General features: G+C 68.7%; 11 protein-coding genes. 6 read left to right on the forward strand and 5 right to left on the reverse strand.

From position 1 onward, the window contains the following. Positions 1-103 precede the first annotated feature (103 nt). The 4 genes from tuf to rpsL form a co-directional block, all read right to left on the reverse strand. Positions 104-1,297 carry an elongation factor Tu gene (gene tuf / locus OG729_RS16335; protein ID WP_360878807.1) on the reverse strand — a complete coding sequence of 398 codons (1,194 nt, stop codon included), beginning with the start codon at positions 1,295-1,297 and terminating at the stop codon, positions 104-106. Between the two features lie 162 nt (positions 1,298-1,459). Next, complete coding sequence (gene fusA / locus OG729_RS16340; RefSeq protein WP_405806750.1) at positions 1,460-3,586, reverse strand: elongation factor G; 2,127 nt, start codon at positions 3,584-3,586, stop codon at positions 1,460-1,462. A gap of 38 nt (positions 3,587-3,624) precedes the next feature. Then, entirely contained in the window at positions 3,625-4,095 is a 471-nt protein-coding gene (rpsG, locus tag OG729_RS16345) for a 30S ribosomal protein S7 (RefSeq protein WP_147987673.1), read from the reverse strand. 2 nt (positions 4,096-4,097) lie between these two features. Beyond that, positions 4,098-4,469, reverse strand: coding sequence for a 30S ribosomal protein S12 (rpsL, locus tag OG729_RS16350; RefSeq protein WP_003948652.1), 372 nt, complete (start codon positions 4,467-4,469; stop codon positions 4,098-4,100). Positions 4,470-4,839: 370 nt separating this feature from the next. Between rpsL and OG729_RS16355 the strand changes: the two genes are divergently transcribed. The 6 genes from OG729_RS16355 to OG729_RS16380 all read left to right on the forward strand — a co-directional run bounded on the left by OG729_RS16355 (position 4,840) and on the right by OG729_RS16380 (position 12,076). Continuing rightward, complete coding sequence (locus OG729_RS16355) at positions 4,840-5,556, forward strand: Crp/Fnr family transcriptional regulator (RefSeq protein WP_360878800.1); 717 nt, start codon at positions 4,840-4,842, stop codon at positions 5,554-5,556. Positions 5,557-5,753: 197 nt separating this feature from the next. After that, positions 5,754-6,689, forward strand: a complete 936-nt coding sequence (locus OG729_RS16360; protein ID WP_405806751.1) for a hypothetical protein — start codon at positions 5,754-5,756, stop codon at positions 6,687-6,689. Next, positions 6,686-8,842, forward strand: a complete 2,157-nt coding sequence (locus OG729_RS16365; RefSeq protein ID WP_405806753.1) for a hypothetical protein — start codon at positions 6,686-6,688, stop codon at positions 8,840-8,842. The genes OG729_RS16360 and OG729_RS16365 overlap by 4 nt, the downstream gene beginning before the upstream one ends. Positions 8,843-8,903: 61 nt before the next feature. Continuing rightward, positions 8,904-10,217: a PE-PGRS family protein gene (locus tag OG729_RS16370; RefSeq protein ID WP_405806755.1), complete on the forward strand. Its 1,314-nt coding sequence runs from the start codon at positions 8,904-8,906 to the stop codon at positions 10,215-10,217. Further along, positions 10,214-10,723 carry a Pycsar system effector family protein gene (locus OG729_RS16375; protein ID WP_360878788.1) on the forward strand — a complete coding sequence of 170 codons (510 nt, stop codon included), beginning with the start codon at positions 10,214-10,216 and terminating at the stop codon, positions 10,721-10,723. Before OG729_RS16370 ends, OG729_RS16375 begins: the two co-directional genes overlap by 4 nt. Positions 10,724-10,750: 27 nt before the next feature. Next, on the forward strand, positions 10,751-12,076 hold the full coding sequence (locus OG729_RS16380; RefSeq protein WP_405806756.1) for a M48 family metalloprotease: 1,326 nt from the start codon (positions 10,751-10,753) through the stop codon (positions 12,074-12,076). Between the two features lie 85 nt (positions 12,077-12,161). Here the strand turns inward: OG729_RS16380 and OG729_RS16385 are convergent, their stop codons facing one another. Then, positions 12,162-16,073 carry a DNA-directed RNA polymerase subunit beta' gene (locus OG729_RS16385; RefSeq protein WP_360878781.1) on the reverse strand — a complete coding sequence of 1,304 codons (3,912 nt, stop codon included), beginning with the start codon at positions 16,071-16,073 and terminating at the stop codon, positions 12,162-12,164. Positions 16,074-16,125: the final 52 nt, after the last annotated feature.

Here is a 16,125-nt window from a genome sequence, read left to right on the forward strand (position 1 = left end):
CAGCACCGGCTGACAAGGCCGCATCCCGCCCAACGCGAAGGGCCCCGCACCGAAGTGCGGGGCCCTTGCTGTTGCTGCAGGAGCAACCAGGTCAGATCAGCAATTACTTGTTGATCTTGGTGACCTGGCCGGCGCCGACGGTCCGGCCACCCTCACGGATGGCGAACTTGAGGCCCTCCTCCATGGCGACCGGCTGAATCAGCGAGACCGTCATGGTGGTGTTGTCGCCCGGCATGACCATCTCGGTGCCCTCGGGGAGGGTCACAACGCCGGTCACGTCCGTGGTACGGAAGTAGAACTGCGGGCGGTAGTTGTTGAAGAAGGGGGTGTGACGACCACCCTCGTCCTTCGACAGGATGTAGGCCTGGGCCTCGAACTCGGTGTGCGGCGTGACCGAACCGGGCTTGATGATGACCTGGCCGCGCTCGACGTCCTCGCGCTTGATGCCACGGAGGAGCAGACCGACGTTCTCACCGGCCTGGCCCTCGTCGAGCAGCTTGCGGAACATCTCGATGCCGGTGACCGTGGTGGTGGTCTTCTCCTGCTTGATACCGACGATGTCGACGGTCTCGTTGACCTTGAGGACACCACGCTCGATACGACCGGTGACAACGGTGCCACGGCCGGTGATCGTGAAGACGTCCTCGATCGGCATCAGGAACGGCTTGTCGACGTCACGCTCGGGCTGCGGGATCGACTCGTCGACGGCCTTCATCAGGTCGAGAACGGTCTGGCCCCACTCGGCGTCGCCCTCGAGCGCCTTGAGCGCCGAGACCTTGACGACCGGCAGGTCGTCGCCCGGGAACTCGTACTCGGAGAGGAGCTCACGGACCTCGAGCTCGACGAGCTCCAGGATCTCCTCGTCGTCCACCATGTCGGCCTTGTTCAGGGCGACAACGATGTACGGAACGCCGACCTGGCGGGCCAGGAGCACGTGCTCCTTGGTCTGCGGCATCGGGCCGTCGGTCGCGGCAACCACGAGGATCGCGCCGTCCATCTGCGCGGCACCCGTGATCATGTTCTTGATGTAGTCCGCGTGACCGGGGCAGTCGACGTGCGCGTAGTGACGCGACTCGGTCTGGTACTCGACGTGCGCGATCGAGATCGTGATACCGCGCTGGCGCTCCTCAGGAGCCTTGTCGATCTGGTCGAAGGCCGAGGCCTCGTTCAGGTCCGGGAACGCGTCGTGCAGCACCTTGGTAATGGCGGCCGTGAGGGTCGTCTTACCGTGGTCGATGTGACCGATGGTGCCGATGTTGACGTGCGGCTTAGTCCGCTCGAACTTCGCCTTCGCCACTGGGTCCTCCTGTGGAGTGGTTCTGTACGCCTTGCTTCATCGGCGCCAGGTGATCTTTGCTGGGATGCCGGGGCCCGGGGCATTCCGGCCGCATTACTTGCGTAGCGGCTGGAATGCCCCCGTAGGCTCCGGTGACAAGCCTAAAGCGTGTACTCGGGAGAGTTACTCGCCCTTGGCCTTCGCGATGATCTCCTCGGCGACGTTCCGCGGAACCTCGGCGTAGGAGTCGAACTGCATCGAGTAGCTTGCGCGACCCGAGGTCTTGCTGCGGAGGTCTCCGACGTAGCCGAACATCTCCGAGAGCGGCACGAGGCCCTTGACGACCCGGGCACCGCTGCGCTCGTCCATGGCCTGGATCTGGCCACGGCGGGAGTTGAGGTCGCCGATGACATCGCCCATGTAGTCCTCGGGCGTGGTGACCTCGACGGCCATCATCGGCTCGAGAAGCACGGGGGACGCCTTGCGGGCACCCTCCTTGAACGCCTGCGAACCGGCGATCTTGAACGCGAGTTCGGAGGAGTCGACCTCGTGGTAACCACCGTCGAGAAGGGTGACGCGGACGCCCACCATCTCGTACCCGGCCAGGATGCCGAACTGCATGGCTTCCTGCGCACCCGCGTCCACCGAGGGGATGTACTCACGGGGGATGCGGCCACCGGTGACCTTGTTCACGAACTCGTACGACGCGTCGCCGCCCTCGATGGGCTCCAGCGCGATCTGCACCTTCGCGAACTGACCGGTACCACCGGTCTGCTTCTTGTGCGTGTAGTCGATACGCTCGACGGCCTTGCGGATCGTCTCGCGGTACGCGACCTGCGGCTTGCCGACGTTCGCCTCGACGCGGAACTCGCGCCGCATGCGGTCGACGAGCACCTCGAGGTGAAGCTCGCCCATACCACCGATGATGGTCTGGCCGGTCTCCTCGTCGGAGTGGACCTGGAAGGAGGGGTCCTCCTCCGCGAGACGCTGGATGGCGACACCCAGCTTCTCCTGGTCACCCTTGGACTTGGGCTCGATCGCGACCTGGATGACCGGCGCCGGGAAGTCCATGGACTCCAGGATCACCGGGTTCTTGTCGTCGCACAGCGTCTCACCGGTGGTGGTCTGCTTCAGGCCCATGACGGCGACGATGTCGCCGGCGCCCACCGACTCGATCTCCTCACGCTTGTTCGCGTGCATACGGTAGATCTTGCCGATGCGCTCCTTCTTGCCCTTGGTGGGGTTCAGCACAGCAGTGCCGGACTCCAGGCGACCCGAGTAGACCCGGATGAAGGTGAGCTTGCCCAGGTGCGGGTCGCTCGCGATCTTGAAGGCCAGGGCGGACAGCGGCTCGTCGTCGGACGGCTTGCGCTTGACGACCGTCTCCGGGTCCTTCACGTCGTGGCCCTCGATGGCCTCGACGTCCAGGGGAGAAGGCAGGTAGCGCACGACCGCGTCGAGCAGCGGCTGAACACCCTTGTTCTTGAAGGCGGTGCCACAGAACACCGGGGTGACCGTGGTGCCGCCGCCCTTGCCGGACGCGATGGTGATACGACGGATCGCGGCGTACAGCTGCTCCTCGGTGGGCTCGACGCCCTCCAGGTACAGCTCCATGACCTCTTCGTCGTTCTCCGCCACGGTCTCGATCAGCTTGCCGCGCCACTCCTCGGCAGCCTCGGTGTGCGTGGCCGGGATGTCGACGACGTCGTACATCTCGCCCTTGGTGGCCTCGGCGGACCAGACAAGAGCCTTCATACGGACGAGGTCGACGACGCCCTTGAAGTCCGCCTCGGCGCCGATCGGCAGCTGCATCACGATCGGGGTCGCACCAAGGCGGTCCACGATCATGTCGACGCAGCGGTGGAACTCCGCGCCGGTGCGGTCGAGCTTGTTGACGAAGCAGATGCGGGGCACGCCGTAACGGTCGGCCTGACGCCACACCGTCTCGGACTGCGGCTCAACACCGGCCACACCGTCGAACACCGTGACGGCACCGTCGAGGACGCGGAGCGAACGCTCCACCTCGACCGTGAAGTCGACGTGACCCGGGGTGTCGATGATGTTGATGGTGTGATCGACGTCCTCGAGCGGCCAGTGACAGGTCGTCGCGGCGGACGTGATCGTGATGCCGCGCTCCTGCTCCTGCTCCATCCAGTCCATCGTGGCAGCGCCGTCGTGGACCTCACCGATCTTGTAGCTCACACCGGTGTAAAACAGGATGCGCTCGGTGGTCGTCGTCTTGCCCGCGTCGATGTGGGCCATGATCCCGATATTGCGGACCTTGGCCAGGTCAAGCGAAGTGGTGGCCATAAGGCTCAATCTTCTCTCGGTCTCGATGTGGGTAGCGACTACCAGCGGTAGTGCGCGAAGGCCTTGTTGGACTCGGCCATCTTGTGCGTGTCCTCACGCTTCTTGACCGAAGCGCCGAGGCCGTTGGAGGCGTCGAGCAGTTCGTTCATGAGGCGCTCGGTCATGGTCTTCTCGCGGCGGGCGCGGGAGTAACCCACGACCCAGCGCAGCGCGAGGGTGGCGGCGCGACCGGGCTTGACCTCGATCGGCACCTGGTAGGTGGCGCCACCGACACGGCGGGACTTGACCTCGAGAGACGGCTTGACGTTCTCGAGAGCGCGCTTCAGCGTGATGACCGGGTCAGCGCCGGTCTTCTCGCGGAGGCCTTCCATGGCGCCGTAGACGATCCGCTCGGCAGTGGAACGCTTGCCGTTGAGCAGGATCTTGTTGATCAGCGACGTGACAAGAGGAGAACCGTAGACCGGGTCGATGATGACCGGGCGCTTCGGGGCGGGGCCCTTACGAGGCATTCTTACTTCTCCTTCTTGGCGCCGTAGCGGCTGCGGGCCTGCTTGCGGTTCTTGACGCCCTGGGTGTCAAGGGAACCGCGGATGATCTTGTAACGAACACCCGGCAGGTCCTTCACACGGCCACCACGCACGAGCACGATGGAGTGCTCCTGCAGGTTGTGTCCCTCACCCGGGATGTAAGCCGTGACCTCGATGCCAGAGGTCAGACGCACACGCGCGACCTTACGCAGCGCCGAGTTCGGCTTCTTCGGGGTGGTCGTGAACACACGCGTGCAGACGCCGCGACGCTGAGGAGAACCCTCGAGTGCGGGCGTCTTGTTCTTCTCGACCTTGTCCTGCCGGCCCTTCCGGACCAGCTGCTGGATCGTAGGCACTACTTCTCCGGTTTCTGTGTGCCGTTCGTGAAGCTAACCTGGAACGTCGCCGACCCACGCGGTCGGGTGTGTCGAATACTGCAGGCTCCTGCCGCGAGGCAAAGAGAGCGCAGATTACGGTGGCCGATTTTTCAGGCTCGCCATGCGGTTGAGGACACGCACACGAGCCCAGGCACACCCCAGGCACAAGGTCTGAGCGTACCTACCTCACGGACTTCGGTCAAAACAAATGGAAGGGCGCCGCGACACGCCGAGCGCCCGCCCCGGATACCGCACCGCCACGGCGCGGTCAATCCATTGGCGCATTCGCGCCCACGGGACCCCGCGCCTTCAGTACCTTGACCGGTCTGCTGTGACTACCGGGGGAGCCATGACGGCGGTGAACTTACCCGACGACGGGGGTCTGGACGACCGCGTGCCCTTCCTGGCACGCCTCGAGACCGAGGACCGGCAGGCGCTGCTTGCGCTCGGCCGTGAGCTGGGCTTCGCGCCCCGTGTCCTCCTGCTGCATCAGCACGAACCCTCCTCCCACGTCCTGTTTCTCACCCAGGGCTGGACCAAGGTGACCGCTGCGGCCGCCAACGGCTACGAGGCGCTGCTCGCACTGCGCGGCCCCGGCGACATCATCGGGGAGTCCGCCGCGCTGACGGGCCGGCCGCGCTCGGCGACGGTGACCGCGCTGGAACCCGTACGGGCGGTGGCGGTGGAGCACGAGCGGTTCAAGGAGTTCCTCGGCCGCTCCCCCGATGTCTCCTTCGCCCTCCTCGGGCTCACCTCCGACCGGACCCGCGCCGCCGACCGGCGCCGTCTGCAGTTCGCCTCGATGAGCGTGCGCGAGCGCTTCGCCGCGCTGTTGCTGGATCTGGCCCGTACGCATGGCCGACGTACCAACGCGGGGATCGAACTGGCCGTACCGCTGAGCAAACAGGAGCTCGCCGGATCGGTGGGAGCCTCCCGCGAGATGGTGCAGCGGCTGCTCAAGGAGCTGCGGACGCGCGAGGCGGTGACCACCGGGCGGCGGGCGCTGCTGATCACGCGCCCGGACGTGCTGCGCCGGATAGCCCGCGCGGAACAAGCCGATCCCTGACCGTGGCGGCCGTCCGCCGTCCTCCTTGCTTGCGCTTGTTCCGCTGCCCGGCCCCTCACTCACGGTGTCCGCATGCTTCCCAGGAGCGACTCTGTGCACACGGTCACACTCCGAGTGCGTCATCGTTCCTCACCGCCGACGGCCGCGGGCCAGCACTCTTATCGCCACCCCGTGCGGCACCCCATCGAAAGGTGACCATGACCGATCCCGTGAGCCGGACGATCCTCCTGCTCGACATCGAGAAGTACAGCGACCGGGACGATGTCGAGCAGGCCTACCTGCGGCGCATGCTCTACGGCATCACCGACAGCGCCCTGGAGGCGGCAGGCGTCGACGAGACCCTTCGGCTGCGCGCCGACCGCGGCGACAGTGTGATGGAGCTGATCGACGCCAACGCCTCGGTGACCGCGCTGCTGCGCGCGCTCCTGTCCGAGGTACCGGCCCAGTTGCGCGCGGTGAACCGGATGGCGTCCAGCTCCGCGCAGATCCGGCTGCGCGGGGTGGTGGCTACGGGATATGTCGCGGTCGACGGGCACGACGGATGGGTCGGCTCCGACCTCAACCACGCCTGCAGGCTCCTCGACGCGGAACTGCTGCGCGCGGCCCTGCGTGAGCGCACCGACGACTTCGCTCTGTGCGTCTCGCAGAGCGTGCACGACGGGATCGTGCGGCACAGCCATCCGGGCATCCCGGCCGAGGACTTCCACGCCATCACCGTCAGCAGCAAGAACGGCCCGCTCAAGGCGTGGCTGCACGGGCCGGTGCCGAAGGAGGGCGGGAGCCCGGAAAAGGACCAGGGGGATGCGGGGACGGGGGGCGGCCCGGTGCCGGAGCAGGAGGGGGTCTCCGGCACCGGGCCGAAGCAGGGCGCGGGCCCGGGATCGTCGCAGGCTGCGGCTCCCACGTCTGCGGCTCCCGGGTCCGCGGTCTTCAACTTCAACGGCGGCGCCCCCAGCTTCGGCGGCTCGCTGGTCGGCGGCGACCAGCACGGGGTGTCCGGCGGGCAGGTCACGGGCGATGTGCACCTCGGCAGCTCGGGCCCGAGGTCAGGCTCGGGGGCAGGCGCCGACTCCGCGACGGGGTCGGGCCCGGTCTCCGGCTCTCGCGGTCCGGAGCAGGGTGAGCCCGCATGAACGTACCCCCGCAGGCCGACCGCGCCCCCGGCGCCGTACCACCTGCTCAGCAGCAGTCGCCGTCCCCGGACCCCGGCCGGCCGGCGACGGAAGCGGCCGAGCCCGAGGAGCAGTCCCAGGAGGCACGGGCCGCGCAGCGTGAACTCTTCGCGCACGCACCGGGATTCATCCTCGGTTCGGCCGCGGCCTTCGGCGGCTCGCTGGTAGGCGGTGCCCAGCACGGGGTGTCCGGCGGGCAGGTCGCCGGTGACGTCTTCATGGGCGGCAAGACCGAGATCCACCATCACGGTCCGGCGGCCGGGTCCGCCTACGCCTCCGGGGAGATCCCGCCCGCACGGCTCGACCAACTCGCCGGCGTCTTCGTGGAGACCCCGGCCTTCGCGGCTGCCCTCCAACGGCTGCGCGACGAGCGGGTCCTGGTGCTGTCGGGCGCCCACGCGACCGGGCGCAGCGCGGCCGCGCTGATGCTGCTGCACCGCCTCGGTGTCCCCGCCGTACGCGCTCTCCAGCCCGAGACCAGCCCGGCGGCGCTGGCCGCGCAGCTCGCGCAGCCGGGCGGCCACGTCCTGCACGACATGCCCCTGAGCCGCAACAAGCCGCTTCGCGACACCCACCTGTACTCCGCCCGCGACCAGCTCAAGGCGTCCGACGGCTATCTGGTCATCACCGTCGAGAATTCGCCGTATCTGTTGGGGGTCACGCCTTCGCCGTGGGAGCCGCCGGAGGCCGAGGCCGTTCTGCGGGCGCATGTGGTGGCCCTGCGCGAGGAGGACGACATCGAGTCGCTGCTCGCGCTCGCCCCCGTACGGGACTTCCTGGCGCACGGCCACCACCGACCCGCCGAGGCCGCCGACTTCGCCGAAGGGCTCGCCGCGTACGACGGAAGTGAGGAGGCGCTCGGGCGGCTCGCGGGGTTCGGTCTCGCCGCGGTCGAGAAGCAGTGCCGCACATGGCTGAGCGACCCTGCGCTCGGGCTGCGGGACAAGGCCTTTCTGATCTCGCTCGCGGTGTTCGACCAGGCGCCCTATGTGCTGGCCGCCGAGCTCGCCGACAAGCTCTTCGTCCACTTCCAGCGGCTCCAGCACCCCGAACAGCCGCCGGAGATCCCCGTATTCGGCCCCGCGGTCACCGACCGGCTGGGCCTCGCGCGGGCCGGCGGCGAGCTGCGGCACGAGACGACCGAATGGGGTCCCGTCCCCCAGTACATGGCGCAGTTCAGCGAGGAGCGCACCCCGCGCGCCCTGCTCACCGAGGTGTGGACGGGCCATCCCTCGGCCCGGCCCGCGCTGGTCGACTGGCTCAAGCAGCTGGCCCGCGACGGCCGCCCGCTCGTACGGACCCGGGCCGCCGCCGCCACCGCGCTGCTGGCCGCCGCCGATCTGCCCTCCACGATGGCGCTGCTGCTCGACGGCTGGGCACTCTCACGTTCCTTCGGGCCCCGGGTGACTGCCGCGAACACCCTCACGCTCGCCCAGCTCCTCGACGCCCCCGTGATCCTGCGGCTGCTCTCACAGTGGTGCACCGACCCGCACTGGGCCCGCCGCTGGACCGCGATCCGCGCCTTCGCGCTGCTTGCGCCGCTGCGGCCCGATCTGGCCGGACCCGCCCTGGACGCGCTCGCGGCCCGGGCCCGGGCCGACGACAGCAGCGAGGCGGAGCGCCACAACCTCGTCGAGTCCACGGCTCTGCTCCTGTCCGCGGGCAGCCGCAGGGAGATGCTTTCCGAGCTGGTGCGGCTGCTCTACCTGGACACGCCGGCGGTCCGCGCGCTCGCCCTCGCCGCGTTCGTACGCGCCTGCGACAACGCCGAGGAGCACGGACTCGTCGAGTGGTACACGGAGTACGGCATGGACGACGCGGAATCCGCCCGCGATCTCGCCACGCTCTGGCGCACCGCTCTGGGCGACCGCACCCACACCAAGCAGGCGATGGAAGCGCTGCGGACCTGGCTGTACGTCGCCGAGCGGCGGGCCGACACGGCGCAGGCCCTGGAGCTGCTGCTGCCCGCGCTGGTCAGCACGGCCGCCGACCGCGACCGGCTGAGCCATCTGCTGGACACCCTGCGCGCCGAGGACGGCGGACCGCGGCCCGCGATCGCCGACCGACTGCTGAAGGTGCTCCAGTCCGCGCGCCCCCCGGCCCCGTCCCACTGATCTTCCATACACCTGCCCGATTTCCGACCTACCCGTCCCTGAACCGTCGAGGAGTTGACCCATGGCGGACTTCCGCCGTCAGCCGGAGTGGCAACAACAGGCCGACCGGCACAGTACGTTGATCGACCCGGTGCTCACCGTGCGGCCGATCTCGCGGTTCGACTACACGGCCCGCAGGCCCGTCGGCGCGATCGACCACGCACTGGTCTTCGCCACCGCCAAGGGGACGTACGACGTCTTCATCCCGCCGCACCGGCCGAGCCGCGCGGACGCCGCGGCCCGGCGCTACGCCTCCGTGTACGAGGTGGACATGGGCACCCACCCCGTGCAGCTGGAGCTGCAACTGCCCAGTGACGACGACGCGTTCTCCTTCGGGGTCACTGCCGATCTGACCTGGCGCGTCTCGGACCCGATCGCCTATGTGGCGGGGGGCGAACGCGACATTCCCACGCGACTGACCCGCGAGCTGAACCAGTTGGCACGGCCGGTCAGCCGCCGCTTCTCGATCGAGGACAGCCCGGCGGCCGAGGCCGCGGTGCAGCAGGCGGTCGAGAGCGGGGGCTTCGCGGCGGGCATCGGACTCGCCGTCACCTGCGTGGTACGGCTCCGGCTCGACGACGAGGCGATCGCGCACCGGCGGCGGCAGCGGAGCCTGCGGTACGAGAACGAGATGCTCGAGCCCGAGCACCAGTTCCGGCTGCGGATGGCGCACCAGCAGCACGAGCTGGAGGTGCTGCGCCAGCAGCAGTCGCACGAGCTGGTGTCGCAGAAGATCGCGTTCTACCAGTACCACCTGCAAAACGGCGGGGTCGGAGTGTGGGCGCTGCATCTGGCTCAGCACCCCGAGGACACCCAGCTGGTCATGAACAGCATCAGGCAGGACCAACTGGCGCTGATCAAAAGCCAGTTGGAGCTGATCGGCGGGGACGCTCTCGAGGACTACCAGAAGGCCGAGTCGGCGAAGCACGCCCTGCGCGCAGTCAATGACCTCATCCGTCAGCACGGGCTCACCTCGCCGATGCCACCGCCGCCGGCCGAAGAGCAGGGCGCGCTGCCTGCCGGATCGGTTCCACAGCAGCAGCCGTACGGCGATCAGGCGCCGCAGCAGCCGTACACCGGGCAGGCCCCAGGAGCCGTATCCCAGCCGCCCTACGCAGGGCAGGCGCCGCAGCAGCCCTACGCGGGTCAGCCGGCCGGCGCGGCACCGGCACCGCCGCCGCCGTACGCGGGGCAGGCGCCTGATGCCACACCCCCGCAGCCGTACGGCGCCCCACAGTTCTACGCTCCCCCGTCGTACACCCCGCCTCCGCCGGGGGCCGAACCACCGGCTCCCGCGGCGCCTGAGCAGAACGCCCCGGGTTCAGGCTCCTCATGACGGCACCGGACACCGCTGACGGCACCAAAACCGCCGAGCGGCTGCTCACCGAGCTGCGGGCCGAGATCGCACGGGCCGACAGCAAGGCCTCCGTGCTGGTGGCGGCGCTGGGCATGACCGCTGGTGTGTTCAGCGCACTGCTCGCCGGGCGCCACTGGGCGCCCGGCACGCTCTCCATGTGGGGCACGGCCGCCTGGTGGCTGGGGACGTCGACGCTCGCTCTCGCCCTCTTCGCGCTACTGCTGGCCGTACTGCCCCGCTACCGCAGCGGCACCTGGGCCCCCGGACAGCCGCTCTCCTACTTCGGCGACATTCAGCAAGCAGCACGGCAGGGCCAGTTGGCGGCCGCGCTCGCCGAGACCGAACGCGACCCCGCCGCCGGCCTGACGGCGGCCCTCACCGAAACCAGCCGCATCGCGGCCCGCAAGCACCAGTGGATCCGCACGGGGCTGATCGCGTTCTGCGTCGGCACGGTGCTGCTGCCCGCATCCCTGCTGATCGGCTGACGTCCCCAACGATCCGAAGGAAGTCCCATGTCCCAGCCACCGGGCCCCACCTACCCGGAGCCCCAGTACCCGGGGGCCGACACCGCGCCTCCGCAGTACCCGAGCGCCGCGCCGTCCCCGGCGCCTCAGTACCCGGAAGCCGCGCCGTCCGCTGCCCCGCAGTACCCACAGGCCACCGAGCCCCCGCAATACCCCGCGCCCACGCCGCCGGCCCCGCAGTACCCGCAGTACCCGCAGTACCCGCAGTACCCGCAGGGAGCAGCCCAGCCGCCCCAGTACCCGACCGCCGCGCCGTCGGCCCCGCAGTACCCGCAGGGAGCAGCCCCGTACCCGCACCCGGCGGCGGCCGCGGCCCCGCCCCCGCAGCAGCCCGCCCCCGTCCCCCACCAACCCCCCGCCGACGACCTCGATTACCGCCATCGCGGCTCCCGCGTCCATGTGGCGGCCCACCAGCGCGGTGCCGACGCCACCGCCATAGGGCGACTGGCGATCCACGTACCGGGGTTCCTGGTGAGCCTCGCCGTGGTCGCCGCGATCTCGCAGGGGATGTTCGGCACGGTCGGCGGCTGGCTCGTCGTGCTCGCCTGGCTGGCATCCGGCGCCCTGGTCTTCCACCGCCCCACCGAACTGGCCTACGCCCGCAGCGTGCTCAAGCTGCGGACCCCGCTGGCCCAGGAGCGGGCCAGGCTGGAGCCGGTCTGGCGCGAGGTCACCGCCCGCGCGGGCGTCGAGAGGCACACGTACGAACTGATGGTGGAGAACAGCACCGAGCTCAATGCCATGGCCGCCGCCGGGCACGTCGTCGGGGTCACGACGTACTCGCTCAACCACCTGTCCAGCGGCAACCTGGCCGCCGTGCTCGCCCATGAACTCGGCCACCACACGGGCGGCCACGCCTGGGCGGGCCTGCTCGGTTACTGGTACTCGCTGCCCGGGCGCATGGCCTGGTCCCTGGCCCGGGGATTCGCCCGGATCGCGCTCTTCATCGCCAGGCGGCTTTCCTTTGCCGCGTACGGCATCCTCGTTCTCTTCTTCGGGATGTTCGTGATAGCGGGTCTGCTCGGCGCCTGGTTCGTCACCATCCCCCTGGTCATCGCCCCGTATCTGCTCGCCTACGTGGGCCGGCAGGCCGAACTCCGCGCCGACCAGCAGGCCGCGGCCCTCGGTTTCGCGCCCGAGATGGCCGAGGTGCTGCACCGGCTCCAGGCCGAGGAGGACGCGGACAGGGCCCGCGCCGCCGCGGCCGGCCAGAAGCTCAACGAGCCGGGCACGCTGGCCAAGCTGCTCGACACCCACCCCGACCACGTCACGCGGCTGCGCGCCCTGGAGCCTTACCGACAGCCCGGCCGCTGAGGCCCACAAACGCCGGGCCCCGAGAACGCCGAAGGGCGGCCACCCCGTGCGAAACGGGGTGGCCGCCCTTCGTCAGACCTACGCCTTACTGGTTGTACGGACCGTAGTCGTAGTCCTCCAGCGGAACGGCCTGGCCGGAGCCGGTGCCGAACGGCGAGTAGTCGATGTCGTCGTAGCCGACGGCCGAGTACATCGCGGCCTTGGCCTCCTCGGTGGGCTCCACCCGGATGTTGCGGTAGCGGGACAGGCCCGTACCGGCCGGGATGAGCTTACCGATGATGACGTTCTCCTTGAGGCCGATCAGGGAGTCCGACTTGGCGTTGATCGCCGCGTCGGTCAGGACCCTGGTCGTCTCCTGGAAGGACGCCGCCGACAGCCACGACTCGGTGGCCAGCGAGGCCTTGGTGATACCCATCAGCTGCGGACGGCCGGAGGCGGGGTGACCGCCCTCGGTGACCACACGACGGTTCTCGGTCTCGAACTTCGAGCGCTCGACGAGCTCGCCCGGCAGCAGTTCGGCGTCGCCGGACTCGATGATCGTCACACGGCGCAGCATCTGCCGGATGATGATCTCGATGTGCTTGTCGTGGATCGACACACCCTGCGAGTTGTAGACCTTCTGGACCTCGCCGACCAGGTGGACCTGGACCGCGCGCTGACCGAGGATCCGCAGCACGTCGTGCGGGTTGGTGGCACCCACGGTGAGCTTCTGGCCCACCTCGACGTGGTCGCCCTCGCCCACCAGCAGACGGGCACGCTTCGAGATCGGGAACGCCGTCTCGTCGCTGCCGTCGTCGGGGGTGACGACGATCTTCTTGGTCTTCTCGGTCTCCTCGATACGGATGCGGCCGGCCGCCTCCGAGATCGGGGCGACACCCTTGGGCGTACGAGCCTCGAAGAGCTCGACGACACGGGGCAGACCCTGGGTGATGTCGTCACCGGCCACACCACCGGTGTGGAAGGTACGCATCGTCAGCTGGGTACCGGGCTCACCGATGGACTGGGCGGCGATGATGCCGACCGCCTCACCGATGTCGACCAGCTTGCCGGTGGCCAGCGAACGGCCGTAGCAGAAGGCACAGGTGCCGACCGCCGACTCACAGGTCAGGACCGAGCGGGTCTTGACCTCCTCGACACCGGCGCCCACGAGGGCGTCGATGAGCACGTCGCCCAGGTCGACATTGGCCGGCGCGATGACCTTGCCGTCGACGACGACGTCCTCGGCGAGCATCCGCGCGTACACGGAGGTCTCGACGTCCTCGGTCTTGCGCAGCGCACCGTCGGCGCCGCGCTCCGCGATCTTGAGCTTCAGACCGCGGTCGGTGCCACAGTCCTCCTCGCGGATGATGACGTCCTGCGAGACGTCCACCAGACGACGGGTCAGGTAACCCGAGTCGGCGGTACGCAGAGCGGTGTCCGCCAGACCCTTACGGGCACCGTGCGTGGAGATGAAGTACTCCAGCACGGACAGACCCTCACGGAACGACGCCTTGATGGGCCGCGGGATGGTCTCGTTCTTGGCGTTGGACACCAGACCACGCATACCGGCGATCTGACGCATCTGCATCATGTTTCCGCGAGCACCCGAATTGACCATCATGGAGACCGGGTTGGTCTTCGGGAAGTTCGCGTTCATCGCCTCGGCAACCTCGTTGGTCGCCTTGGTCCAGATGGTGATGAGTTCCTGCGTGCGCTCCTGCTTGGTGATCAGACCGCGCTCGTACTGCTTCTGGACCTTCTCGTCCTGCGCCTCGTAGCCCTTGACGATCGCCTTCTTGGCGTCGGGGACCACGATGTCGGAGATGGCCACGGTGACACCGGAGCGGGTCGCCCAGAAGAAGCCCGCCGCCTTCAGGTTGTCGAGCGTCGCCGCCACGATGACCTTGGGGTAGCGCTCGGCCAGGTCGTTGACGATCTCGGAGAGCTGCTTCTTGCCCACCGTGTAGTCGACGAACGGGTAGTCCTCGGGCAGCAGCTCGTTGAAGAGCGCGCGGCCCAGAGTCGTACGCAGCCGGAAGCTGTCACCCTGCTGCCACTCGCCCGCGGCGATGTCCGAGCCCTCCTCCGCGACCGGCGGGGTCCAGCCACGCGGCGGGATCGTGCCGACCGGGAAGCGGATGTCGACCTTCGCCTGGAGCGAGAGCTCCCGGGCGTCGAAGGCCATGATCGCCTCGGCGGTGGAGTTGAACGCACGGCCCTCGCCGCGCACCTCGCGCTCCTCCTCGTCCGTGGTGAGGAAGAAGAGGCCGAGCACCATGTCCTGGGTGGGCATGGTGACCGGACGGCCGTCGGCCGGCTTGAGGATGTTGTTCGAGGACAGCATCAGGATGCGGGCCTCGGCCTGCGCCTCCGCGGACAGCGGCAGGTGCACGGCCATCTGGTCACCGTCGAAGTCCGCGTTGAACGCGGTGCAGACGAGCGGGTGGATCTGGATGGCCTTGCCCTCGACCAGCTGCGGCTCGAAGGCCTGGATGCCGAGGCGGTGCAGCGTGGGCGCACGGTTCAGCAGCACCGGGTGCTCGGCGATGACCTCTTCGAGGACGTCGTACACGACGGTGCGGCCGCGCTCGACCATGCGCTTGGCGCTCTTGATGTTCTGCGCGTGGTTCAGGTCGACCAGACGCTTCATCACGAACGGCTTGAAGAGCTCCAGCGCCATGGCCTTGGGCAGACCGCACTGGTGCAGCTTCAGCTGCGGGCCGACGACGATGACGGAACGCGCCGAGTAGTCGACTCGCTTGCCGAGCAGATTCTGACGGAAACGACCCTGCTTGCCCTTGAGCATGTCGCTCAGGGACTTCAGCGGGCGGTTACCGGGACCGGTCACCGGGCGACCACGGCGGCCGTTGTCGAACAGCGCGTCGACGGCCTCCTGCAGCATCCGCTTCTCGTTGTTCACGATGATCTCGGGCGCACCGAGGTCAAGGAGACGCTTGAGGCGGTTGTTGCGGTTGATCACACGGCGGTACAGGTCGTTCAGGTCGGAGGTCGCGAAGCGGCCACCGTCCAGCTGCACCATCGGACGCAGGTCCGGCGGGATGACCGGCACGCAGTCCAGCACCATGCCCTTGGGGCTGTTGCTGGTCTGCAGGAACGCGGAGACGACCTTGAGGCGCTTGAGCGCACGGGTCTTCTTCTGGCCCTTGCCGGTACGGATGATCTCGCGGAGACGCTCGGCCTCCTCCTCGAGGTCGAAGGACTCCAGACGCTTCTGCAGCGCCGCAGCACCCATCGAGCCGTCGAAGTACGTGCCGAAGCGGTCACGCAGCTCGCGGTAGAGCAGCTCGTCGCCCTCCAGGTCCTGGACCTTGAGGTTCTTGAAGCGGTTCCACACCTCGTCGAGACGGTCGATCTCGCGCTGCGCACGGTCGCGCAGCTGCTTCATCTCACGCTCGGCGCCCTCGCGCACCTTGCGGCGCACATCGGCCTTGGCACCCTCGGCCTCGAGCTCGGCCAGGTCGGTCTCGAGCTTCTTGGCGCGGGCCTCGAGGTCGGCGTCGCGGCGGTTCTCGACCTGCTGGCGCTCGACGGAGACATGCGCCTCCAGCGAGGGCAGGTCGCGCGTACGGCGCTCCTCGTCCACGAACGTGATCATGTACGCGGCGAAGTAGATGACCTTCTCGAGGTCCTTCGGCGCGAGGTCGAGCAGGTAGCCCAGGCGCGACGGGACGCCCTTGAAGTACCAGATGTGGGTGACGGGCGCGGCCAGCTCAATGTGGCCCATCCGCTCACGGCGCACCTTGGCGCGGGTGACTTCGACGCCACAGCGCTCACAGATGATGCCCTTGAAGCGGACACGCTTGTACTTACCGCAGTAGCACTCCCAGTCCCGGGTCGGACCGAAGATCTTCTCGCAGAAGAGTCCGTCCTTCTCGGGCTTGAGCGTGCGGTAGTTGATGGTCTCCGGCTTCTTGACCTCGCCGTGCGACCACTGTCGGATGTCGTCCGCGGTGGCCAGGCCGATCCGCAGCTCGTCGAAGAAGTTGACGTCGAGCACTTGTCGTCAATCCCTCTTTCGGGGTCGTGTCTCAATCATGGTCTGTACGGGT

Source organism: Streptomyces sp. NBC_00210 (genome assembly GCF_045160975.1).
Lineage (GTDB): Bacteria > Actinomycetota > Actinomycetes > Streptomycetales > Streptomycetaceae > Streptomyces.